The organism is Roseburia sp. (genome assembly GCF_041325975.1).
Taxonomy (GTDB): domain Bacteria; phylum Bacillota; class Clostridia; order Lachnospirales; family Lachnospiraceae; genus Roseburia; species Roseburia rectibacter.
In genome coordinates this window covers 306,074-329,727 of record NZ_JBGLEJ010000005.1, presented here as the reverse complement: position 1 = coordinate 329,727, position 23,654 = coordinate 306,074, and the positions used below count along the sequence as shown (strand labels likewise).

Below are 23,654 nucleotides of genomic sequence, written 5' to 3'. Positions count from 1 at the left end.
TGAACAGCCGCTCCGTCTTTCAAACCGGGGCGGCTATTTCTGTATCTTGTTATTTCTTACCAAAGCATTATCCCATTTTATGCTGTTACCCGGTGTATCTTCTTTTTCAATACCAGCAGACTTCCACGCAGCCACTCCACAAATTTCGACAGATAACGTAAAACCGGTTCCGTTGCGATTGCAAATACCGCTGTCAGCATCATACACTGCCTTGAGATATCCCTGATTGCGAACAGATGGCTGACAAATATCATGCAGAACAGCCATCCGGCAACCATTCCCACCATTAACACGTGGTGCCCGATTGTCATTGGTTTTGCGATCTGATATAAGATCATAAATCCAACAATGGCGACCAGGATCGTACAGGACGTCGATATATCTCCTTCGTTTACACCAAATTCCTGACAAAACAGCACCAGACTGCTGACAGCCAGAAAATCAGTAAGTCCGGCTGGCAACGCCTTTAACATTACATTTGTCATAAAATGTCCCTGTATACGGTCTTTATTCGGCTCTAACGCAAGCACAAAGGATGGTATGCCGATCGTAAACATACTGATCAATGATATCTGAGATGGTTCCAATGGATAATTGATCATAAAAATCATGGAAAATACTGCCAGCAGCATGGAAAATATGTTTTTTACCAGATATAAACTTGCTGAACGCTGAATATTGTTTACCACTCTTCTGCCTTCCATCACTACTGATGGCATCCTCGAAAAGTCATTATCCAGCAGCACAAGCTGCGCCACCTGTGATGCCGCCTCGCTCCCCGATGCCATCGCAATACTGCAGTCCGCATCCTTTAGTGCCAACACATCATTGACGCCATCGCCTGTCATGGCAACTGTTCTTCCCTGTGCTTTCAGTGCTTCCACAAATTTTAACTTCTGATCCGGTGTCACCCTGCCAAAAATCTGATATTTCATCACTGCCTGCGCAATGCTCTCATCCGTCGTCAGTGTGGAAGCATCCACGTAGTTATCTGCGCCACAGATTCCGGCTTTTTGTGCAATCTCTGCAACTGTCTTTGGATTATCACCGGAAATTACCTTGATCTCAACATCTCTCTCTGTAAAATAGGAAAAGGTTTCCTTTGCCCCCTCTCTAATGGCATTTGTCAGCATGATAAATGCAACCGGCAATGCCTTTTCCGTAAGTTTCTGTCCGTCTAAAACTCCTTCGTATCTGCCATACACAAGGACACGATATCCTTTCTCACTGTATGTTTCAATTTTTTCTTTATAATGCTCATAATCTTCCCGAAGCACAAACTCCGGTGCCCCGATCAGATAACTGTCTCCCCCGGAAATGATTCCGCTGTACTTTGTTTTGGATGAAAATGCAAACACTTTGTCTGCTTTTTTTATATTCACGGTATTCCCTGTCTTAAAGTATGCTTTGACCGCCTCCATCGTTGCATTATCTGCATTCATGTTTACAGCAAATTCAGCGATTTTTTCTCTGACCTGTCGATATTTCTGTTCCTGTTCTTCCCTGTCTCCTGCATCGACATAAACCCTGGTACCATCATCTCCATCCGGAACCGTTTTCATCAGATCTTCTGTGAGAACAAAAGTATCTACCTCCATGTCGGGAACTGTGATCGTTCCCGTCTTGTCCACACAGAGTACATCCACTCTCGCTAGCGTTTCAATACATTTCATGTCGTGGATTAAAACCTGCTGTTTTGCCAGACGCATGGCACTTACCGCCATAGCAACGCTTGCTAACAGATAAAGTCCCTCCGGTATCATACCAAGGATCGCAGCCACCATGCTTGTTACACTGTCCCGCAAAGGAGTACCTGCATACACAAACTGCTGCACAAAAAGAACCACACCGATCGGAATGATTACAATACCAACTGCCTGTACCAGACGGTTTAAAGAACGGATCATCTCTGACTGTTCCCCTTCTTTTGTCTGGGTTGCCCGATGTGTCAATTTCGATATGTAAGACTCTTCTCCAACCTTTGTCAGTCGTGCAAGACAGCTTCCTGACACCACAAAACTGCCGGACAGAAGTTCGTCCCCGCTTTTCTTTACGATCTCATCTGACTCACCGGTAAGAAGTGATTCATTGACATTTAACTGTCCGTTTAACACAACCGCATCCGCTGGTATCTGTCCACCCGCAGAAAGCTCCACAATATCATCCAGTACCAGTTCATCCGCGGGAATCTCCTTTTTACTGCCATCCCGGATCGCCCTTGTTTTAGGACTGTTTAAAATAGAAAGATCATCCAGTACTTTTTTAGAACGGATTTCCTGCACAATACCGATCAATGTATTTGCAATGATGATCGGAAGAAAAGTCAGGTCACGGAAAGCACCAACGCCGATTAACAATAACGCGATCACTAAAAATATCAGGTTAAAATATGTAAATACATTTGATTTTATAATTTCTTTTGTCGTCTTTGTAGCCGACTCTGCTTTTTTATTCCAGAGACCTTTTTCCATTCGCTCTGCCACCTGCTGTGCGGTCAGTCCCCGGATTGTTTCTGCCTGTTTCTGATTTTTGTTTTCTGTCACTGCTTTTTCTGCCTGTTTCTGCTTCTCGTTTTCTGCCATTTCTTTCTCTGTCTGGTTCACGTTTTCCTCCATATAGCCATACCTCTTAGTATTTACTCACTATCACTCTGGCGCATTTACAATTCATCATAACTTTGCTTACAAGTATAACCATTATTTTGAAAAAAAGTGGGTTTTAGGTAAGATTTAATGAATATTTTAGATGTGTTAAGAAACATTTATAAAAAAATTAGATATCTGATACAATTTCTAACAAAAAAGTACCGGATATCAGCTTTTTATCACTGATTCCGGCATTTTTCTTAAATATATCTTTCTTCGCAGTTATTTTTATTTATTGCTTAAATATTCATCAATACCTTTTGCGGCAGCTTTTCCTGCACCCATGGCAAGAATTACAGTTGCAGCTCCGGTTACAGCATCACCACCGGCAAATACACCTGCCTTTGAAGTAGCACCATTTTCTTCTTCTGCGATGATACATTTTCTGCGGTTGATTTCAAGACCTTTTGTAGTAGAAGAAATAAGCGGGTTCGGGGAAGTTCCAAGTGACATGATCACGGTATCTGCCTCGATCTCATATTCAGATCCAGGAATCTCTACCGGACTTCTTCTTCCGGATGCATCCGGCTCACCGAGTTCCATCTTAATGACCTTCGCACCTTTAACCCAGCCATTCTCATCTACAAGGATCTCTGTCGGGTTCTGGAGCAGATCAAAGATCACTCCCTCTTCTTTTGCATGATGTACTTCCTCAACACGCGCCGGAAGTTCTTCCTCACCACGACGGTATACAATGTGTACCTCTGCCCCAAGTCTCTTTGCCGTTCTTGCAGCATCCATAGCAACGTTACCACCACCGACAACAATGACTTTCTTGCCGGCTTTGATCGGTGTATCATACTCATCCTTAAATGCTTTCATCAGGTTATTTCTGGTCAGAAACTCATTTGCAGAAAATACACCCATTGCCTGTTCTCCAGGAATACCCATAAATCTTGGAAGTCCGGCACCAGAACCGATAAATACAGCCTCAAACCCTTCATTTTCCATCAGTTCATCGATCGTAACAGATTTACCGATGACAACGTTTGTCTCGATCTTAACACCGAGTGCTTTTACATTTTCAACCTCTGCTGCAACAACCTTCTGTTTCGGAAGACGGAATTCCGGAATACCATAGATCAATACACCGCCTGCCTCATGAAGTGCTTCAAAGATCGTTACATCGTAACCAAGTTTTGCCAGATCACCGGCACAGGTTAAACCTGCAGGACCGGAACCAATGACTGCAACTTTATGTCCGTTTAACTTCTCTGCTTTTTTCGGTTTAATGCCGTGTTCTCTTGCCCAGTCAGCAACAAAACGTTCCAATTTACCAATTGCAACAGCTTCGCCTTTGATTCCACGGATACATTTTCCCTCACACTGGCTCTCCTGCGGACAGACACGTCCACAGACTGCAGGAAGTGCAGATGACTGGCTGATGATATGGTATGCCTCCTCAAAATTCCCCTCTTTAACCTGTGCGATAAATGCAGGGATATTGATGGAAACCGGACAGCCTTTCATACACTGTGCATTTTTACAATTTAAGCAGCGCGCTGCCTCAGCCTTTGCCTCTTCCTCGTTATATCCTAAACATACCTCTTCAAAGTTAGCCGCACGAACCTGTGGTTCCTGCTCGCGAACCGGTACTCTATTTAATACGTCCATTCTCTCTATCTCCTTTTCAAACGCTCAATCCTACTGACAGTTGCCACAGCCGCCGTGATGTGTATCACCTTCCTGTAGCTTTAACATCGCTCTTCCCTCTTCTGTTTTGTACTGTGCCTGACGTTTCATCGCCTGGTCAAAATCAACCTGATGTCCGTCAAACTCCGGTCCGTCCACGCATGCAAATTTTACTTCCCCGCCTACCATCAGACGGCATGCGCCACACATTCCGGTTCCGTCTACCATGATCGGGTTCATGGAAACAACGGTCGGGATTCCAAGCTCTTTTGTCAGCTTACATACGAATTTCATCATGATCATCGGTCCGATCGCTACACAGTGATCATAGCGTTTTCCTGCATCCCAGAGTTCCTGTAACTGATTGGTTCCCATACCGTGGAATCCATAAGAACCATCATCAGTCGTCACATAGAGATTTGTCGCAACTTCCTTCATCTGATCTACTAAGATTAACAGATCTTTTGTCTTAGATCCCATGATAACATCACAGTCCACACCATGCTCATGCAGCCATTTTACCTGAGGATATACCGGTGCTGTACCAACACCTCCGGCAACGAAAAGGATCTTCTTTTTCTTTAATTCTTCAATATCTTCGTCAATCAGGTCAGACGCACATCCAAGCGGACCTACAAAATCCTGGAATGCGTCTCCTTCCTGTAAATATGCCATACGCTCTGTAGATGCTCCGACAGTCTGGAATACGATTGTGATCGTACCTGCCTCTCTGTCATAATCACAAATGGTAAGCGGTATACGCTCGCCCTCCTCATCAATCTTTACAATTACAAACTGCCCCGGCTCACAGTACTGTGCCACACGAGGTGCTTTGACATCCATAAGATAAATCTTATCTGCCAGTTTTTCTCTTCTTACGATTGGATACATATTCTCCTCCTAACATTTTTATATACATCAACATGCCCGTCAAAGTATTTATTTTCATACTTTAACATAATAAAGGAAAACACGCTAAATTTCAACGGCTTTCCTCCATTTTTCTCAATTACTTCTGTTTTTTCTTAAATTATTACTGCCAGATCCTGCAAAAAATTCCATTTTCTTTATTTTAAACACTATTGCGCCTGTGAAAACAGGATACGGTCGTTATCTAAACGCTTTCCGGCACAGACCGCAAACTGTTCTAACAGATCCTCCACAGTCATGCCTGCCCGTTTTTCCCCGCTCACATCCAGAATAATATTTCCGGAATCCATCATAAGCGTGCGGTTTCCAAGTTCTAATGCCTGGTGCATATTGTGGGTTACCATAAGGCAGGTGATCTTTCTCTCTGCAACGATCTGTCTGGTCAGGTCGAGCACTTTTTTTGCAGTTGCCGGATCCAATGCCGCCGTATGCTCATCTAACAGCAGGATTTTTGGTGTGACCATCGTCGCCATAAGAAGCGTCAGTGCCTGACGCTGTCCACCGGAAAGCAGACCTACGGGCTGTTTCATACGGTCTTCCAATCCCATGTCAAGCAATGCAAGATGTTCCCTGAATTTTGCTTTATCAGCAGCATTGATACGGCTGAAGTAGGCATTTTTTGAAGTTTTTGCGCGAAGATAGGCAAGTGCCATATTTTCCTCGATCGTCATATGCGGCGCGGTTCCCTTTAAAGGATCCTGAAACAGATGACCAATCACCTTGCTCCGCACATGTTCTTTCTGGTAAGTAATATCCTCCCCATCTAACACAATCAGTCCCCGGTCGATAAAAAATGCTCCGGTGATCGCATTAAATAATGTAGATTTACCTGCTCCATTGCTTCCGATAATTGTTGCAAAGTCGCCATCCTTCAATTCCAGATTCAGATTTTTTAATGCGCATTTTTCATTGACAGTTCCCGGATTGAAGGTCTTGCTGACATTTTTCATAATTAACATCACGGTTCCTCCTTCTTCTGGTTCTGTTTCTGGATCTGCTGCATATATAACTGGTTTTCAGCCTTTGCAAGGCGGCGCTGTTTCATAAACGCTGCCTGCTTTTTCAGATAAGGCAGTGCGATCGCAAATGCAACAATGAGTGATGATACCAGTTTTAAACATTCTGCCGGAACATTTAATCTTAAAGCAATCGCTACGATAAAGCGGTACAGGCAGCTTCCTAATACCACGCCGATCACACGCTTTAACACTCCGCCTTTTCCAATGATCGATTCTCCGATGATCAGGCTTGCAAGAGCGATCGTCACCATTCCGGTTCCAAGATTGATATCGCAGGATTTCTGATACTGTGCAAGCAGTCCGCCGGAGAGTCCTGTCATGGCATTTGCCACACAAAGTCCGATCGTGATCATAAGTCCGGTATTGATACTTGATGCCCTTACCATATCCGGGTTATCGCCGGTCGCACGGATGGAAAGTCCCAGTCTCGTATTTAAAAACCATGCCAGTATCACGCCTACAATCATAACAAATACTGCTGCGACAATGAGTTTATACCAGGTTCCTCCGATGTGGTCTTTCGCCCATGAAAATACCGTATCGCAGGAAAAAAGATTGAGATTGGATGCAAACCCCATGACTGCAATATTGATCGTATACAGTCCGGTATTTACAATAATTCCGGCTAAGATTGACTGAATGCCCATTCTGGTCTGTAAAAATGCGGTAACAAATCCAGACAGCACACCTGCTGCGGCTGCCGCAAACAATCCTAACACCGGATGTCCGGCAAGCGTCACTGTCGCACAGACCGCACAGCCCAACGTGAAACAGCCGTCTGTTGACAGATCCGCAATATCCAATATGGAAAATGATACAAATAATGCCAATGCAACAAGTGCATAGATAAAACCAAGTTCCAACGCACTCTGTACAATGGAAAGTGTAATGATTGAACCCATAATCCCCTCCGGCTCATTTTTTCTTATATTCCGCTTTTATTCAAATTCTTCTGCAGTCGTAACTTCTTTTAATTCCTCACACATATCTTTGAACACGCCATCATCAATACCAACGGCTGCCGCTGTCTCTGTATTGACAGTCACAATACCGCTGTCTAAGGTACGGACTGCTGTTGTTGCAGGATCCGCACCATTTACAAGAACATCTGCTGCCATATCTGCTGTTGCAGTTCCAAGTTCTGTGTAGTTAACTCCATAGCCTAAGAATGCACCGTTTAATGCAAAAGAATCTGCTCCTGTATAATGAGGAATCTTTGCATCTGCAAATTTTTCAAAAATCGCAAGTTCTGCTGTCATGATCGTATTATCGGTTGGAGTAAATACTGCATCCACTCCTTCTGCCACAAGTGCATCTGCCGCTGCGGATACTTCTGCATTGGTGGTTCCTGTCTTTTCAATGTACTCAATACCATTTTCCTCACAGAAAGAAATCGCATCTGCAACCGGTACCTTAGAAGAATCCTGGCTCTTATCATATAACAGTCCGATCTTTTTAACATCCGGGTTGGCTGCCATGATCAGCTTCATGACTGCCGTGGTGTCAAGTGCATCGGATGTACCTGTGATATTTGCTCCCGGTGCCTCTAAGTCTGCAACAAGCCCTGCACTGACCGGATCTGATACTGCGGAAAATACAACCGGGATCTGGTTATCCTCTGTTGCGTTCTGCATGATCATGGCTGCCGGGGTTGCAATCGGAATGATCACATCCACTTTCTCTGCCACAAGATCTGTTGCGATCTGATTTAATGTGGAAGAATCTGCCTGACCGTTATAGGTATAATCTGCATAATCGAATGTCACACCAAGTTCTGCACCTTTTGCATCAAGCTCTGCCTCAATTGCTTTCTCAATCTGATTTAAAGATGCATCATCTACATACTGGACGATACCTACTTTATAAACTGTTCCATCTGCATTTGCAGCTTCTGTCACATTTCCGTCCGCATCCTCTTTTATCTCTGCAGTATCTGCATTATTCTGTGCATTTCCATCTGCATTTGCATTACTTCCTGCGTTATTTCCGCATCCACCAAGCACACCTGCTGTCATTGCCATCATTAATACTACTGCCATCATTTTTCTTTTCATTATTTTTTCCTCCAGATTTTAAATTTGGAAAATCCGTTTTGAGAGGTGGAATTCGTCATGCAGCGTAACAAAAAATACTTTTTTATTACACAAAAAACCGCCTCAGGTTCTTGCCTGAGACGGTAATAGTATCTATTATCGCGGTACCACTCATATTGACTGAAAAGTCCACTCGCTTCATGTACAACCATACATGCCGGATGGGTAACGGGTCCGGTTCCCGGCGACGCCTACTGTATCTGTTCAGGCCGCCCTCAAAAGTCCATTCAGCAAATCCATCCATACTGCAATCCCACCGCCTGCAGCTCTCTGTGATATCAAAAATCGCTTACTACTCTTTCTCAACGGTTTTTCTTTATGGGTATACTTTAATACATTAAAGCGGCTTTGTCAATATGTTATTTTCTTTTTTATTTTCTTTTTTATTTCTTTTTTCTGTCACGGATTCATGCTATAATGTGCGTAAGCAATGAACAGTGCACTGCACCCTGAAGTATTATACTATAATAACAACGGAGGATTCTATCATGTACAAATTTACAGATGACTGCCTGATCGGCATTGAAGAAATAGACAACGAGCACCGCAGATTATTCCACATGATCAATGAAGCGATCGATCTTTCTAAAGAAAATATGGATGTATCTGCCATTACCAAAAATCTGCTTCCTGGCTTAAAGGATTACGCAGCAACGCATTTTGCCCATGAAGAGGCTTATATGGAACGTATTCATGATCCGGAACTTCCGATTCAGAAAAAAGAACATGAAGATTTTACGAAAACCGTCAACAGTTTCTCCCTGGACACTTCCTCACCGGAAGCAACAAAAAAATCTTTCGACGAACTGCTTACCTATCTGGTACGCTGGCTGTACCGCCATATTTTAAGCAGCGATATCATGATCGGTAAGATGTCTTCTATTTCTGTAAATGAGGAAGATCCATTTGCTTTTACAGAAAAATACCATACCGGTATTGATTTAGTTGATAATGAACATCGCCGCCTGTTTGAGATCATCCATGATACCAATGATCTGATCCACGCAGAACTTCTGCATGACAAGTATGACGAGATCATGCGTCTGCTTGCTGAATTAAAGGATTATACCGAAATTCATTTTCATGATGAAGAAGCTCTGATGGAACGTATACAGTATCCGGAGCTTGATGCCCAGAAGCGTGCACATACTGCTTTTGTGGAACGTCTTGTAGAAATTGATCTGACCGAGTTAGACGATATGGATGACAACCAGCAGGAATATCTGATCGATCTGATCCAGTTTTTAGCCGGATGGCTCATTAATCACATTTTAGGTTCCGACAAAAAAATTGGCGAATACATGAGAGAACATGGCATCAAAGAAGAATAGCTGCAAATACCAGCAGTTGATCTTACGATTTTCTAAAAACATAAGGACAGGTATTGGAAACGAAATGATCATCCAATACCTGTCCTTATTAAAATATACACATTAATATTGCATAGGTTACATTTAAAGTTCTATCTTATACATCACATCGCACCTATTCAATGCATCTTCAGTTTACGAGAAATAAACCAGCTCATCTTCCGGTTTTTCTGCCGGTTCAATCGATACCGGATAAAGCACCGGTCCTTTTCCTTTGTATTCCCTCGCAAATTCCACATGCACTTCCGCTGTGATATTGATCCAGGATTTGTGCGGGATCTTGTCCTCATCCGCATATTTACACTTAAATCCGATAAATGTCACATCCTCAATGCAGCATGTCATTGCAAAACGCCCCGGTACAAACACACCTTTTTTGAGTTTTTCCGGATTATATACCAGAGCAAGAAAAGATACTTTTTTGCCTTCATATTTCTTAGGGTTGTCCATGCAGTCCATGTACCAGATCGCATAATCTGCATCTGTAACTTCGATAACATCCGCGGAAAGATCAAACGGAAGTTCCTCCGGGCGCTCATCTAAGCTGCCATCCTCACGTTCGAAAACAAGCTGTGCCTTACGATTCTGTGCCTTAACATTACGACGGCATTTTCCTTTATCCGTACTGTCATCACAACGGTTAAAGATCACAACATCCGCCTGGAATAACTGTTCCATTACCATAGTACGCATATTTGCAAGATACATATCAAATGTTGTTGCATCCACGGTTGCTAACTGCTGTACGATCACCCAGTGTTTCGGAAGCTCCATATCCATCAGCGTTCCCATGCCCCAGGTACCGTTGTATTCGATAAACACCTGCTCCGGCAGATATTCCGCCTGAACCTTGTTTAAAAATTCTTCTGTAAAATCTTCTTCGTTTTCTACCATGATGAGTCTTGCATTGATCTTTTTTAACTCTGCCTCATCATATTCGATATCTCCGTCCTCGCAGCAGATCACGACGCTTCTTCCGCCCTCGGTAAATCCATCATCAAACAGCGTCTCTTTTACAAGAGTCGTCTTTCCACTGTCCATAAAACCGGTAAATAAATATACTGGTATTTCGTTCATATAAATCTCCATTCTTTCGCTGTCATCCAGCGCATCTCAAGTTTGTGCATAAGCACAAATCTTGCGTGTGAAAAATGTTATTTTTCACACTAGTCTCCGATCTTCCGCTTTTACGCGATTCCAAACAGCTCCTCTAATCTGTGTTCGTCAATATGTGTACCGATCACACAGAGTCTTCCGGTATAATCCGGCTCTCCCTCACGGATCTCATACTCACCCGGAACCATATCAAAGTAGATCCAGGAACCATTTACATCTGCAACCATACCTTTTGCACGGAGGATCTCACCGTAATCGTCTGTCTCACAAAGCGTCTTTAATACTTCCTCGATCTGCTCTTTTGTAAATTTATGAGGAGTCTCTTTGCCCCAGCTTGTAAATATCTCATCTGCATGATGATGGTGATGGTGTTCATGGTCATGACAGCCACAGGTGCAGTTCTCATCATGTTCGTGATGATGCTCATGCTCGTCGTGATCATGGTCATGATGGTGTTCATGCTCGTCGTGATCGTGGTCATGATGATGTTCATGTTCGTCATGATCATGGTCATGATGGTGTTCATCCTCTTCATGATCATGGTCGTGATCGTGGTGATGTTCATGCTCGTCATGATCATGGTCATGATGGTGCTCATGCTCATGTTCCTCTGCTTCTTCCTTTGCATGCTGCTCTGCAAGAAGTTTTACTTCCAGAGAATCCTGTCCCTCTACTACTTTTAAGATCTGCTCACCTTTGATCTCATCCCATGGAGTAGTGATAACAGCAGCTTTTGGATTCAATGCCTGAATCTGTTTTACACAAAGCTCTAACTGCTCTGGTGTTGCCTTCTGGCTTCTGCTTAAAACAACAGTCGTCGCATATTCGATCTGGTTATTAAAGAACTCGCCAAATGCTTTCATCTGCTTGCTTGCCTTTAATGCATTGACAACTGTGATCAGTCCGTTTAATTTGACATCCTCATCTTTTTCCACGTCGATCACAGATTTCATAACATCAGATAATTTACCGACACCTGACGGCTCGATCAAAATACGGTCCGGATGGAACTTCTCGATAACTTCATGTAAATTCTTACCGAAATCACCTACTAAAGAACAGCAGATACAACCGGAGTTCATCTCTGTAATCTCAATTCCGGCATCCTTTAAAAATCCTCCGTCGATACCAACTTCACCAAACTCATTCTCAATCAGAACGATCTTCTCGCCCTTAAAAACTTCCTCGATCATTTTTTTAATAAATGTTGTTTTTCCGGCTCCAAGGAAACCAGATATAATATCAATCTTTGTCATTGTCTTATCTCTCCCTTCACAAACACTACTATTTTACTCTAGTTTTTCTTCTTTTGCAATTTTTTGCACAGATTTCATGAAACTTTTATATTTGACACGGTGCTCCCTGTTTTTCACTGATCCATAGTTCCGGATAATCTGTTGCAATAACCCTTACTTATGAAACTGCATCTGATACAGTTTCTCATACACTCCACCTTTTGCCAGCAATTCTTCATGCGTTCCTTCCTCGGCAATCCCCTCTTCCGTCAAAACAAGTATACGCTGTGCATTTTTAATTGTTGAAAGTCTGTGTGCGATCACAAATGTTGTCCGGTTTTTCGCCAGTTTCTCTAAAGAATCCTGTACAACTTTCTCACTCTCATTATCAAGAGCGCTCGTTGCTTCATCAAAAATCAGGATCGGCGGATTTTTCAAAAATACTCTTGCAATGGAAAGACGCTGTTTCTGTCCACCGGAAAGTTTGATTCCCCTCTGCCCTATATCGGTATCATACCCATTCGGCAGCGACATGATAAAATCATGTGCATTGGCATTTTTTGCTGCTTCAATGACTTCCTCACGTGTCGCATCCGGCTTTCCATAGCGGATATTGTCAAAAACTGTTCCAACAAACAGATATACGTCCTGCTGTACGATACCGATCTGGTCACGCAGGCTCTTTAATCTGATATCCCTGACATCACATCCATCGATCTTTACTGCCCCTGCCGTCACGTCATAAAATCTTGGGATCAAAGAACACAGCGTACTCTTTCCAGCCCCCGATGATCCCACAAGTGCCATATATGCCCCTGACGGAACATTCAGATTAATATGGTTTAATACACATTCTGTATTTTCCTCATACTTAAAAGAAACATCCTCAAAACTGATATTTCCTTTTACATTGACCAGTTCTTTTGCATCCGGTTTATCTGCAATATCGGGTTCGACCGCCATAATTTCCTGAAAACGCTCAAAACCGGTATAACCATTCTGAAACTGTTCCGTAAAATCGATCAGGGTTCTCACCGGATCTGTAAACACACTGATATAAAGTAAAAATGTAACCAGATCACTGATATCCACGCTTCCCTTTGCGATCAGAATCACACCTGCAAGTATAACATTGACCTGGATCAGGGTAGTAAAAGTGCCAAGTCCCGCTGAAAAACTTCCCATATAATAATAGCTGTTCTTTTTTGCACGTAAAAACCCTTCATTTCCCTGACGGAATTTTTCTTTTTCAATATCCTCATTGGCAAAAGACTTTACCACACGGATACCGGATAAGTTATCCTCGATCTGTGCATTGATATCTGCAATCCGTTCACGATTACTGCGAAACGCACGACGCATTTTTCCATTCATGTAATAGGCAAACAGAAACATAAACGGCAGCACCGCAAACGCAGCAAGTGCCAGCGCCGGTTTAATACTCATTAAAATTATAAATGCACCGATAATCTTTATCAGGGACAGAATAATATTTTCCGGTCCATGATGCATCAGCTCCGTGATATCAAAGAGATCCGTCGTAATACGGGACATCAGCTGTCCGACTTTCTGGTCATCGTAAAAGGAAAATGACAGTTTCTGAAAATGCGCAAAAATTTCTGCCCGCATATCATATTCGATCTTAGCGCCCATCACATGCCCCTGGTTTGCAATAAAAAAACGGCTGTAACAGTCTATCGCTACAAGTGCAAACAGCATAACAGCGATCCACCGGATCTGTCCTAATATCTCCTGCGGCTTTAAATAGATCAATGTGGAAGTCACATAGCGGATCACAAGCGGGATCACAAGGGCAACCGCTGCAGATACCGTAGCAAAAAACATATCTGCCCAGAATACTCCAAGATATGGTTTATAATATGAAATCATCTTTTTCAGATTTTCACTCATAAAGTTCCTCCATTTCAGTCTCTTTTCATTCGTAATGATTCATTATTTACGGAACACATATTCTTTTATTTTATCTATCCTGTCCCAAAAGTCAAGAATATGTGCTATACTAAAAGAAGCACACAGTGACAATGAATTTATCGCAATAACTGCCAATGTCCGGCTGAAATATATCCATTGTCAAATATGATAAAAAGGAGTACATGTATGGATACAATCAAAAGTAAATACCACGAAACACTTGCTGCAACAATCATCAAAAATCTTGAAAAACGCCAGATGGAAGGTTACTACTGTCCAACTGTGGAAGATGCGGAAAAACTTGCATTTTCTTTCTTAAAAGACGGACAGAGTGTATCTTTCGGCGGCTCCATGACTTTAGAGGAAACTGGAATGTTAACGGCTCTCCGCCACGATCCATCAATCCATTTAATCGACCGTTCTACTGCAAAAACACCTGAGGAAACAAAAAAAATGTATCATGATGCACTTTCCAGTGATGTTTATTTCATGAGTACCAATGCGATCACAGCAAACGGTGAACTTGTGAATATCGATGGAACCGGAAACCGTGTTGCTGCACTGATCTATGGTCCGGAAACCGTTATTATTTTGACCGGCATGAATAAGGTGGCTGCTAATGTAGAAGAAGCCTTAAGCCGTATTCATAATGTTGCCACACCACAGAACTGCATCCGTCTTAATAAAAAGACACCTTGTTCCACGACAGGTACATGTGCCGACTGCCTTTCACCTGACTGTATCTGCAACCAGGTTGTTATCACCAGAAGAAGCGGTATCAAAGGGCGTATCAAAGTACTGCTGATCGGAGATACTTTCGGCTATTAAATACCTGATCTAAATAATAGAATATATCATGTGCAAAATCAGCACATGATCGTGATCTACACTCGCTTCGCTCGGCAGTCTTATTATATCATGAACTAAAAAAGGAGCTGTGAAAATATGAAAGTTGAGCTATTACTTTTTAATATTTCACAGTTCCTTTTTTCATCTCTGTCATTTCTTTTTTGCAACCATTTTGCAACCATACTCTTCGGTCTCCGGATTGCTGTTCTGCTTACGAACCACTTTATACTCATAACGCATTCCTGAATCAGTTACATCCATATAAAGCTGTAGCTGCATTCCAACGTCCAGACAGCCGGAAATTCCTTTAAACAGTACACCATTTGCGCTCATATTTTTGATGGTAACCGGTATCGGCTTATGGAGCGTTATCATGTTATTTTTTATCCTGACACCTTCGATCTTGCCAGATGCTTCAATCTCATAACGCTCAAATTTTCTGCCTTTTTTCTGTTCTTCATCGTATAGCGCAATCGACATTTCGTTTGCGATCACCGCCCCCTGTACGGTACCTAAATAAGAATATATTTTGTTCTCCAGAAAAACAAGCAGTCCCACTGGTTCTTTCGGGCGATATGCCATCGCACTCGCCCGCACTTTGATGATATTTGTCAGCAGATTATGACCAAGAATTACCGTGTCTGCAAGTACACTGTTTTTTTTCTGTTCACGGATAATTACCCGGCAGTTTTTTAAATTAATCATAAAATATCATCTCCATTCTACTCATTTCGTATATTCTGTCTCTATCTTAAATTCGTATTTCATACATCTTTTCTCATATTATAAACATATTTATGCATTTCTGCAATACCATGCCCTTTGCTCCACGATATTTCTAAAGATTATCCACCTTACGAATAGACTTATTATCGCAATAAAATATATCTGGTAAATAACCTCACTCAGAGAAAAAAAAGACTACCACACATGCGGTAGTCTTTTTGCACTACAACTAATTATTAGTTGTATTTTCTTTTTCTAGCTGCTTCAGATTTTTTCTTACGTTTTACGCTTGGTTTCTCGTAGTGTTCTCTTTTACGAATCTCCTGCTGGATACCTGCTTTTGCGCAGTTTCTCTTGAAACGACGTAAAGCGCTATCTAAAGTCTCGTTTTCTTTTACAATTACACTAGACATTATCTCACACCTAACCTCCCTCCAGTTGCGTATTGTGCATATTCAACTGTTTGGGTAATATTTATTGCACTATATAGCATTATAACATATTTTCCCGGTTCGTCAACCTATTTTTGAAATAATTTCAGATTTTTATTTGAAATTATTTTACGGTAATCTGAACTTTAACAGTTTTCCCATTCGCTGTGACAAGAATGGTTGTCTTTCCTTTCCGAATGCCCCGGACAACACCTTTACTGTTTACTGTAGCGACTTTCTTGTTCTTAGACTGATATGTTATTTTTGTTTTTGGCATTGCAGTGGCTTTGATCGTCGCTTTTTTACCCTTTTTTATAGTAAGCGATGTCTTAGTCACATCCAATGTTTTTCCTGAGAATGAAACAACTGCAGGTGTATATTCCTTTTCTGATCTGTTAAGATAATACCAGCAACCACTGTTTTTTCCATTCTCATAATTTTGCTTTACAACTGATTTCTTATCTACAGTAAGTGTCACATCATCAACATAAATACTTCCCTTATATGCCTTATTAAAACCAGAGATGAACAGATGTCCATACACACTTCCCTTTGATGCAGAAATCCTGTCACAGTTATCCAATGGTATTTTCACATTGACAACATAAAAATCACCATATTTTTTTACTTCTTTCGAATTCTTATCATAAGAATATCCTTCTTTCGAAGACTGTGCCATTCCGGCATATGTATCGCCATTTTTGCCTGTAAAAAAATTAACTGCAGGTTTTACCCATATTCTTCCAGTTTTCATATAAACGGCTGGCACATAAATTTTTGTCTGAAATACATAAGTCTTTCCAAAAGTAATTTTTTTATTGGAAATCAGGCTCTTTACATATATCCCGCTGTCATCTCCACTTGCTGCATTCCTGGCAAAATCAACATTTATCTCTAATGCTTTTGTTTTCGCAGCAGCGATTACTTCACTGCTTTCACCTGCAAAAATAAACGTAAACATCATTGCAAATGCCATAACCACAGCAATCATCTTTTCCTTTATTTTCATCTGCATTTTCTCTCCTCTGTATTAAACAAACATTTAACGCAGTTTAAAACGCTCTACAAGGCCCTCTAAGGAATCTGCTTCTGCAGAAAGTTCTTCACTGGTAGCAGATGTTTCTTCCGATGCTGCAGAGTTGCTCTGGATTGCGTCGCTGATTTGTTTCGTGCTGTCTTCGATCTCTTTTACAAAGGCTGCCTCACGATCAGATGCCGTACGGATCGTTGCTACCTCACCCACAATAGCATCCAGTTCGTTCAGAACATCCGTCAGAGATTCTGCCGTCTGCTGTGTCACCTGATTACCGTGTTCTACTTCATTCTGGTTCTCTGTCAAAAGCTGTTTTGACGTATCTGCAGAATTTGCACTGCTCTCAGCAAGCATACGGATCTGCTCTGCAACAACTGCAAATCCTTTTCCTGCCTCACCGGCTCTTGCTGCCTCAATAGATGCATTTAAGGACAACAGATTTGTCTGTGATGCAATACTCTCAATTTCTTCGATAACCTGTCCGATTTCCTTGGATGTCACGGAAATACGCTCCATTGCCTCTGTCAGTTCTGTCATCTTCTGCTGGCTTACCGCTGCTGTTGTTCCAACGTCTTTCGCTTTATCATGTACAATATCAATCGACTTACTTGTTCCAAGAATCTGTTCTGTGATTTCTGAAACGCTCTGTGCTAAAGAATCAACGGCCACTGCCTGATCCGTTGCATTTTTGGCAAGATCCTGTGCGCTGACTGCAAGCTGGTCGGATCCCTGTGCCACCTGATTCGAAGATTCACGGATTGATTTTAAAGCATCACTAACATGTTCTGTTGTTGCAATCAGTTTTGCATGCACCGTATCAAATTCTCCCACATAAGCATCCCTGCATCCGGATTTTACCGTATAATCACCTTTTGCAAATGCATCCAGAATATGATTAAGATCTCCTATAATCCGTTGCAGCGTAGTTGCTGTTTTGCGAAAATCTTCTGCAAGTTCTCCGATCTCATCCTCCGACTGATAAGCAATTTCAATATCAAGTTCTCCACCAGAGATTTTTTCTGCCACACTGCTTAGTTCCCTGACCGGTTCTACAATATAGTGTATCAGCATCTTAGCCCGTTTCAATGTTGCCAGAATACTGCAGACCGTTATAATCGCAAGCACAACAATACCTCCGGCAAGCACAAAATACTCTGTTGCAGACGGAACAATTTTTACTGCAAACATTAAAAATACTGCAAACGCCACGCTGACCACATATAAAACTATGATCATTTCAAAGCTTCCGTTTACCTTTTCTTTAATACTCTTATTTTTAAATTCCATTTCTTTATCCATCTTTTGCCTCCATAGCTAAAAAGCTGTCATCTTCCGTGATTCTTCAGTTGCGGGACAATCATGCTAAACAGCTTTTAGGAAAGCTGTGCCTCAAGTGCTGTTTTTGCCTCTGCGATCGCCTCCAAAATACCAGCCGGATTTTTGCCTCCCGCCTGTGCCATATTTGGACGTCCGCCGCCGCCACCGCCGACTTTGCCGGCAATGCTCTTGATCAGATTTCCTGCATGCGCTCCCTGTTTCATTGCTGCATCAGTTGCCATAACGATCAGATTTACTTTTCCTTCACAGGAAGAAGCAAGTACGATCACACCTTCACCAAGCTGTTCTTTTAACTGGTCTCCAAGATCACGCAGACCGTTCATATCTACACCGTCTACGGCAGAAGCAAGTAATTTCACACCTTTTACTTCCACAATCTGATCCATGACATCTCCAAGCGCCTCTTTTGCTGCTTTGCTCTTTAAGGACTCGTTTTCGCTGGTCAGTGCTTTGATCTCTGCCTGCATATGCTCGATTTTCTCTGTTAATGTCGCCGGTGTTGCCTTTGCCGCTTTCGCTGCCTCTAAAAGTTCTTTCTCTAAATTGCGATAGTAAGCAAATACGTTGTCTCCGGTCAGTGCCTCGATTCTGCGGACGCCTGCTGCAACACCATTTTCAGAGATGATCTTGAATGCTGCTATTTCGGATGTATTCTTTACATGAGTACCACCACAGAATTCTTTGGAAAAATCTCCCATGGATACCACACGGACAGTCTCACCGTATTTTTCGCCAAATAACGCCATGGCTCCTGTCTTTTTCGCCTCATCTACAGTCATCACATCTGTGCGTACCGGAATTGCCTCTGCGATCTTATCATTGACGATCTTTTCTACTTTTTCAAGTTCCTCCGGTGTCATGGCTGCAAAATGACTGAAATCGAAACGGGTACGCTCGCCATCCTGATAGGAACCTGCCTGCTCTACGTGGGTTCCTAATACTTCACGCAATGCTTTCTGCAGTAAATGTGTTGCGGAATGGTTCTTACAGATCTTTGCACGGAGTGCTGCATCTACCGAAAGATCTGCCTCATCTCCTGTTTTCATCATACCGGAGATCATCTTTCCGACATGTCCTACTTTTCCGCCAAGTAATTTGATCGTATCCTCTACCTGGAATTCTCCGGTTGCAGTGCGGATGATACCCTTATCTCCCTGCTGTCCACCCATGGTAGCATAGAATGGAGTCTGTTCTACGATCACGGTTCCAACCTCTCCATCAGATAATGCCTCAACGATCTCCGTCTCTGTGGTAAGTACGGTAATTTTTGACTTGCAGTTTAAGGAATCATAGCCTACAAACTCTGTGGTAACAGAAGGATCGACAGACTCATATACTGTCTCATCAGCGCCCATGTAGTTTGTCACTTTGCGGGCTTTTCTCGCTGTGGTACGCTGTACTTCCATCGCCTTTTTGAATCCCTCTTCATCGACAGAAAATCCTTTTTCTTCAAGGATCTCCTGTGTCAGATCCATCGGGAATCCATAAGTATCATAAAGTTTAAATGCATTCTCACCGGAAAGAACCTTTACGCCGTCTGCTTCCATCTGTTTTTCCATATCAGAAAGGATGGAAAGTCCCTGATCGATTGTTTTTCCAAATTTTTCTTCTTCCTGAGATAATACTTTAAAGATAAAATCTTTTTTCTCTTCAAGTTCCGGATAACCATCCTTACTCTCATTGATTACGGTAGCAGCCAGTTTTGCCATAAAGATGCCATCTATACCAAGCATTCTTCCGTGTCTTGCTGCACGGCGGATGATACGGCGCAGTACATATCCACGTCCCTCATTTGAAGGCATGATACCATCGGAAACCATAAACGTTGCAGAACGGATATGATCAGTGATCAGACGGATGGATACATCGTCTAATGCATCTACCTGATATTTTTTACCGGACAGCTCACATACCTTGTCGCGGATTGCTTTCATGGTATCAATATCGAATACAGAATCTACATCCTGCATAACAACAGCTAAACGCTCCAATCCCATACCGGTATCAATATTTTTCTGTGCAAGTTCTGTGTAACCGCCCTTACCGTCACCCTCAAACTGGGTGAATACGTTGTTCCATACTTCCATGAAACGGTCGCAGTCGCATCCTACTTTACAGTCCGGTTTGCCACAGCCGTATTTTTCTCCACGATCATAATAGATCTCAGAACAAGGACCGCAAGGACCAGCGCCATGCTCCCAGAAGTTATCACATTCTCCGGTTTCCGGATCACGGTAAAATCTGGTGATCTTCTCTGCCGGAACACCCACTTCTTTGTTCCAGATTTCGAATGCCTCATCATCTTCCCCGTAAATAGACGGATAAAGTCTGTCCTCCTCAAGCCCAAGAACCTGGGTTAAAAACTCCCATGACCAGTGTATCGCTTCATGTTTAAAGTAATCACCAAATGAGAAATTGCCAAGCATCTCAAAAAATGTCAGGTGACGTGCTGTCTTACCGACATTCTCAATATCGCCGGTACGGATACACTTCTGACAAGTGGTCACTCTTCTCCTCGGCGGTATCTCCTGACCTGTGAAATATGGCTTAAGCGGTGCCATACCCGCATTGATCAAAAGTAAGCTGTTATCATTGTGTGGTACCAATGAAAAACTCTTCATTGCAAGATGTCCCTTGCTCTCAAAAAACTCAAGATACATTCTGCGCAATTCATTTTCTCCGTAAAACTTCTTCACGACAAGTTCCTCCAACGTTGTATAAATTATTTCATACCCTGCTCTTTTGCCGGGTCACGACGGTGTTATTCTTTTCCGGTATTTCCGGATGCTGCAGCATCTTTTTTTGTCTTGCTTTTCTCTGCCCATTTTCTGCCGGCAAATACTCCTGCGACTGCAACTGCTGCAAGAATTACCATGATTAACACATAATGTACAAACCATCCAAATACTGCCATAGATACCCCTGCCTTTCTATCTTCTATAACTTATTCAGTATAACGCACTTTTTTCCTATGCGTCAAGCGTTAACATGTTACTATTCACTCGTACCTCGTTCCAGCAACGGATTTTGCCGATGCTTCGCATTCCAAATCGGCAAAATCTGCTGCCACCACTGTATCATACGGCATTTTCAGTTCAGAAAATGCCTGCCTGTGAACAGTAGCGTTAACACTACTGTTCCTCAATCAGGAAAACCTGATTTTCATGTGTGATTTCCACCACACGCTCCGCCATCCCCGGATTCCATATTTTCTTTTTATAAACCGGGATATGTGAATAATCCTGCCACATATGCATCGGGAATACATATTCTGCAGATGTTGTCTCTAAAAAGTAGTCCATGCCAAGTTCCTGATTGGTTCCCTGTCTTGGATCCATCGGAACAAATGCAAGATTGACCGGTTTTCCCGCAAGTTTTTTGATCTGCGTCCGGTATTCTCTTCTCATCCTGCCGTTGATCAGATCTCCCGCACCTTCCCATGTCCAGTCGTTTAAATCACCTGCATGGAAAAATGTAGCACCGTGTGTCTCTACATAAAATGCAACTCCTGCATCCGTTGAGCGCAATGTCTCAATCTTCACATCATCTACCTGGTATTTTTCCCCTGCAGAAACATAGGTGATCTTCTCTCTGATATTTTCCAAAAATCCATGTTTCTGTAAAAAATGCGGACTCATTTTGCAGTCTTTCGAAAAAATATAATGAATATTTTTATATTTTTCTGCCCAGTGCAACACATCCATATCAAAATGATCCTGATGCTTGTGGCTTGCAAACACATAAATTGGCGTGTCCGGTTCATATTCCGGAATCACTCCATGAAATGTGTATCCTTTGATCCTGTCTCCTGCAAACCAGTCAAAAATCAGTACTTTTTCATCTACTTCAACAAGGAAACAGCTGTGATGTATAAATATTACCTGCATATTTCTCCTTCTGACTTTTTATTCATAGCAACCGAATATCTGCAAAGCATGTATTTTTATTTCATCCGACGGATGATCTCATTTGCACGACGGTAAATGTCTGCCGGATCAAATCCGATGTCAAATTTCTGGTCTTCGTATAAAATTTTTCCATTTACCATAGTCAGTTTTACATTCTGCTTACTGCCGCTGTATACAAGATTTTTCACGATATTATTTTCCGGCTGCATATTTGGCTGATTTAAGTCGATCATGACAAGGTCTGCTTTTTTGCCGACTGCAAGGCTGTCACAGTCAAATAACTGCATGGCATGTGCACCGCCTGTGGTTGCCATGTATAAAATTTCATCTGCACTGACACACTCTGCATCCATCTCACGCACCTTTGCAAGTGCGGATGTCAAAAACATCTCACGGAACATATCCAAGCAGTTGTTGCTTGCCGGGCCATCGGTTCCGATCGCCATGGAGATTCCCTCATCCACAAAACGTTTGGTTGGACAGATACCAGAAGCAAGTTTTAAGTTGGAAGCCGGGTTTGTCACTGCTGTCAGTTTTTTCTTCTTGTAAATTTCAAAATCAGCATCCTCAAACCATACACAGTGGTAACCGCCGCCGCCGTACTCGTACATACCAAGTGCATCCGTAAGCTGTGTCGGTGTCATACCCCAGCGCTCTTTGCACTCTGCCACTTCCAGTTTTGTTTCGGAATTGTGCAGCCATACCGGGGATTTTAATTTCTGTGCCAGTTTTGCCACGCCCTCCATCAGTTCTTTTGATGTCGTGTATTCTGCATGAAATCCCACGATAAAGCTTGTCAGGTCACTCATCTCATTGACAATGTGATAATTTTCCTCCATCAACTCTACCGTGCCGCCAAAGTTGTTCAATCCGCTGGTCTGAACGGTACGGAATCCAGTATCTACCGATGCCTTTGCATCGACCGGCGGGAAGAAGTACATATCAAAGTTGGACGTGATACCGCTGGTTAAGTATTCCATGATTCCAAGGATATTGAGCCAGTATACATCATCCTCCGTAAGCTGTCCCTCTTTCGGAAATACCTGTTTGTTCAGCCAGTCCTGCAGCGGCAGGTCATCTGCATAGGAACGTAAAAATGTCATCGCTGTATGCGTATGTGCATCTTTAAATCCAGGCATCAAAAGATTGCCTTTTGCGTCGATCTCACGCTCCCATACGAAAGCCTCACCATTCTGGCAGACTGCATCGATGCCGGTCTTACCGTCTCCGATGTAGCAGATCTCTTTTCCTTTTACCCAGAGTTCGCCCTCTGTGATCTGAAATTTGTGGTTTTCTGCCGGTACTAATATTTTTGCATTGTAGAAACGTATGTTCATTTTTTCCTCTTTTCTTATTGTCTTTGTTCAACGGATCATATCTTTTGATCTGCTGAATCG

19 protein-coding genes and 1 other annotated feature are annotated in these 23,654 nt (G+C 42.5%); of the genes, 2 read left to right on the top strand and 17 right to left on the bottom strand.

All coding sequences use genetic code 11. The features are described 5' to 3' along the window. Positions 1-77 precede the first annotated feature (77 nt). From ACDD58_RS12790 to ACDD58_RS12765, 6 genes are all read right to left on the bottom strand, one after another. Positions 78-2,615, bottom strand: a complete 2,538-nt coding sequence (locus tag ACDD58_RS12790) for a cation-translocating P-type ATPase (RefSeq protein WP_370777802.1) — start codon at positions 2,613-2,615, stop codon at positions 78-80. Positions 2,616-2,873: 258 nt separating this feature from the next. After that, complete coding sequence (gene gltA, locus ACDD58_RS12785) at positions 2,874-4,259, bottom strand: NADPH-dependent glutamate synthase (protein ID WP_118208999.1); 1,386 nt, start codon at positions 4,257-4,259, stop codon at positions 2,874-2,876. A gap of 30 nt (positions 4,260-4,289) precedes the next feature. Next, positions 4,290-5,168: a sulfide/dihydroorotate dehydrogenase-like FAD/NAD-binding protein gene (locus ACDD58_RS12780; protein ID WP_117919123.1), complete on the bottom strand. Its 879-nt coding sequence runs from the start codon at positions 5,166-5,168 to the stop codon at positions 4,290-4,292. Between the two features lie 188 nt (positions 5,169-5,356). Further along, complete coding sequence (locus ACDD58_RS12775) at positions 5,357-6,166, bottom strand: ABC transporter ATP-binding protein (RefSeq protein WP_117919121.1); 810 nt, start codon at positions 6,164-6,166, stop codon at positions 5,357-5,359. Then, a complete protein-coding gene (locus tag ACDD58_RS12770) occupies positions 6,166-7,128 on the bottom strand; it encodes an ABC transporter permease (protein WP_370777800.1) in 963 nt (320 codons plus the stop codon). Before ACDD58_RS12770 ends, ACDD58_RS12775 begins: the two co-directional genes overlap by 1 nt. 36 nt (positions 7,129-7,164) lie before the next feature. Continuing rightward, on the bottom strand, positions 7,165-8,280 hold the full coding sequence (locus tag ACDD58_RS12765; RefSeq protein ID WP_370777798.1) for an ABC transporter substrate-binding protein: 1,116 nt from the start codon (positions 8,278-8,280) through the stop codon (positions 7,165-7,167). 112 nt (positions 8,281-8,392) lie between these two features. After that, positions 8,393-8,634 (bottom strand) — a binding site (T-box leader). Between the two features lie 173 nt (positions 8,635-8,807). On the opposite strand from ACDD58_RS12765, the gene ACDD58_RS12760 reads away from it, so the two are divergent. Next, entirely contained in the window at positions 8,808-9,650 is an 843-nt protein-coding gene (locus tag ACDD58_RS12760) for a bacteriohemerythrin (RefSeq protein ID WP_370777796.1), read from the top strand. Positions 9,651-9,824: 174 nt separating this feature from the next. Here the strand turns inward: ACDD58_RS12760 and ACDD58_RS12755 are convergent, their stop codons facing one another. From ACDD58_RS12755 to ACDD58_RS12745, 3 genes are all read right to left on the bottom strand, one after another. Continuing rightward, complete coding sequence (locus ACDD58_RS12755) at positions 9,825-10,766, bottom strand: GTP-binding protein (protein WP_370777795.1); 942 nt, start codon at positions 10,764-10,766, stop codon at positions 9,825-9,827. A 110-nt stretch (positions 10,767-10,876) separates the two neighbouring features. After that, positions 10,877-12,061 (bottom strand): CobW family GTP-binding protein, encoded by a 1,185-nt coding sequence (locus ACDD58_RS12750; RefSeq protein ID WP_117919109.1) that lies wholly within the window; start codon positions 12,059-12,061, stop codon positions 10,877-10,879. A gap of 153 nt (positions 12,062-12,214) precedes the next feature. Continuing rightward, positions 12,215-13,951 carry an ABC transporter ATP-binding protein gene (locus ACDD58_RS12745; protein ID WP_186899536.1) on the bottom strand — a complete coding sequence of 579 codons (1,737 nt, stop codon included), beginning with the start codon at positions 13,949-13,951 and terminating at the stop codon, positions 12,215-12,217. A 207-nt stretch (positions 13,952-14,158) separates the two neighbouring features. Between ACDD58_RS12745 and ACDD58_RS12740 the strand changes: the two genes are divergently transcribed. Beyond that, complete coding sequence (locus ACDD58_RS12740) at positions 14,159-14,800, top strand: lactate utilization protein (protein WP_117919105.1); 642 nt, start codon at positions 14,159-14,161, stop codon at positions 14,798-14,800. Between the two features lie 171 nt (positions 14,801-14,971). On the opposite strand, the gene ACDD58_RS12735 is transcribed toward ACDD58_RS12740, so the two are convergent. The 8 genes from ACDD58_RS12735 to ACDD58_RS12700 all read right to left on the bottom strand — a co-directional run bounded on the left by ACDD58_RS12735 (position 14,972) and on the right by ACDD58_RS12700 (position 23,594). Further along, the gene (locus tag ACDD58_RS12735) at positions 14,972-15,526 is read right to left on the bottom strand and encodes a PilZ domain-containing protein (RefSeq protein ID WP_006856184.1); all 555 of its coding nucleotides are present in this window, start codon (positions 15,524-15,526) and stop codon (positions 14,972-14,974) included. 257 nt (positions 15,527-15,783) lie between these two features. Next, a complete protein-coding gene (gene rpsU, locus ACDD58_RS12730; RefSeq protein ID WP_006856185.1) occupies positions 15,784-15,960 on the bottom strand; it encodes a 30S ribosomal protein S21 in 177 nt (58 codons plus the stop codon). Between the two features lie 142 nt (positions 15,961-16,102). Further along, on the bottom strand, positions 16,103-16,987 hold the full coding sequence (locus tag ACDD58_RS12725) for an Ig-like domain-containing protein (RefSeq protein ID WP_370777790.1): 885 nt from the start codon (positions 16,985-16,987) through the stop codon (positions 16,103-16,105). A 33-nt stretch (positions 16,988-17,020) separates the two neighbouring features. Beyond that, positions 17,021-18,310 carry a methyl-accepting chemotaxis protein gene (locus ACDD58_RS12720; RefSeq protein WP_006856187.1) on the bottom strand — a complete coding sequence of 430 codons (1,290 nt, stop codon included), beginning with the start codon at positions 18,308-18,310 and terminating at the stop codon, positions 17,021-17,023. Positions 18,311-18,384: 74 nt separating this feature from the next. Next, positions 18,385-21,045 (bottom strand): alanine--tRNA ligase, encoded by a 2,661-nt coding sequence (gene alaS, locus ACDD58_RS12715; protein WP_370777787.1) that lies wholly within the window; start codon positions 21,043-21,045, stop codon positions 18,385-18,387. 65 nt (positions 21,046-21,110) lie between these two features. Then, positions 21,111-21,263, bottom strand: coding sequence for a vanadium nitrogenase (locus ACDD58_RS12710; protein WP_370777785.1), 153 nt, complete (start codon positions 21,261-21,263; stop codon positions 21,111-21,113). A gap of 217 nt (positions 21,264-21,480) precedes the next feature. Continuing rightward, the gene (locus ACDD58_RS12705) at positions 21,481-22,236 is read right to left on the bottom strand and encodes an MBL fold metallo-hydrolase (protein ID WP_186899530.1); all 756 of its coding nucleotides are present in this window, start codon (positions 22,234-22,236) and stop codon (positions 21,481-21,483) included. A gap of 56 nt (positions 22,237-22,292) precedes the next feature. Beyond that, positions 22,293-23,594 (bottom strand): amidohydrolase family protein, encoded by a 1,302-nt coding sequence (locus tag ACDD58_RS12700; protein WP_370777783.1) that lies wholly within the window; start codon positions 23,592-23,594, stop codon positions 22,293-22,295. Positions 23,595-23,654 lie beyond the last annotated feature (60 nt).

Bases quoted from the DNA above. Each gene is read 5' to 3' on its own strand.
- ACDD58_RS12790 (WP_370777802.1), bottom strand. From the start codon at position 2,615: ATGGAGGAAAACGTGAACCAGACAGAGAAAGAAATGGCAGAAAACGAG.
- gltA (WP_118208999.1), bottom strand. From the start codon at position 4,259: ATGGACGTATTAAATAGAGTACCGGTTCGCGAGCAGGAACCACAGGTT.
- ACDD58_RS12780 (WP_117919123.1), bottom strand. From the start codon at position 5,168: ATGTATCCAATCGTAAGAAGAGAAAAACTGGCAGATAAGATTTATCTT.
- ACDD58_RS12775 (WP_117919121.1), bottom strand. From the start codon at position 6,166: ATGTTAATTATGAAAAATGTCAGCAAGACCTTCAATCCGGGAACTGTC.
- ACDD58_RS12770 (WP_370777800.1), bottom strand. From the start codon at position 7,128: ATGGGTTCAATCATTACACTTTCCATTGTACAGAGTGCGTTGGAACTT.
- ACDD58_RS12765 (WP_370777798.1), bottom strand. From the start codon at position 8,280: ATGAAAAGAAAAATGATGGCAGTAGTATTAATGATGGCAATGACAGCA.
- ACDD58_RS12760 (WP_370777796.1), top strand. From the start codon at position 8,808: ATGTACAAATTTACAGATGACTGCCTGATCGGCATTGAAGAAATAGAC.
- ACDD58_RS12755 (WP_370777795.1), bottom strand. From the start codon at position 10,766: ATGAACGAAATACCAGTATATTTATTTACCGGTTTTATGGACAGTGGA.
- ACDD58_RS12750 (WP_117919109.1), bottom strand. From the start codon at position 12,061: ATGACAAAGATTGATATTATATCTGGTTTCCTTGGAGCCGGAAAAACA.
- ACDD58_RS12745 (WP_186899536.1), bottom strand. From the start codon at position 13,951: ATGAGTGAAAATCTGAAAAAGATGATTTCATATTATAAACCATATCTT.
- ACDD58_RS12740 (WP_117919105.1), top strand. From the start codon at position 14,159: ATGGATACAATCAAAAGTAAATACCACGAAACACTTGCTGCAACAATC.
- ACDD58_RS12735 (WP_006856184.1), bottom strand. From the start codon at position 15,526: ATGATTAATTTAAAAAACTGCCGGGTAATTATCCGTGAACAGAAAAAA.
- rpsU (WP_006856185.1), bottom strand. From the start codon at position 15,960: ATGTCTAGTGTAATTGTAAAAGAAAACGAGACTTTAGATAGCGCTTTA.
- ACDD58_RS12725 (WP_370777790.1), bottom strand. From the start codon at position 16,987: ATGAAAATAAAGGAAAAGATGATTGCTGTGGTTATGGCATTTGCAATG.
- ACDD58_RS12720 (WP_006856187.1), bottom strand. From the start codon at position 18,310: ATGGATAAAGAAATGGAATTTAAAAATAAGAGTATTAAAGAAAAGGTA.
- ACDD58_RS12710 (WP_370777785.1), bottom strand. From the start codon at position 21,263: ATGGCAGTATTTGGATGGTTTGTACATTATGTGTTAATCATGGTAATT.
- ACDD58_RS12705 (WP_186899530.1), bottom strand. From the start codon at position 22,236: ATGCAGGTAATATTTATACATCACAGCTGTTTCCTTGTTGAAGTAGAT.
- ACDD58_RS12700 (WP_370777783.1), bottom strand. From the start codon at position 23,594: ATGAACATACGTTTCTACAATGCAAAAATATTAGTACCGGCAGAAAAC.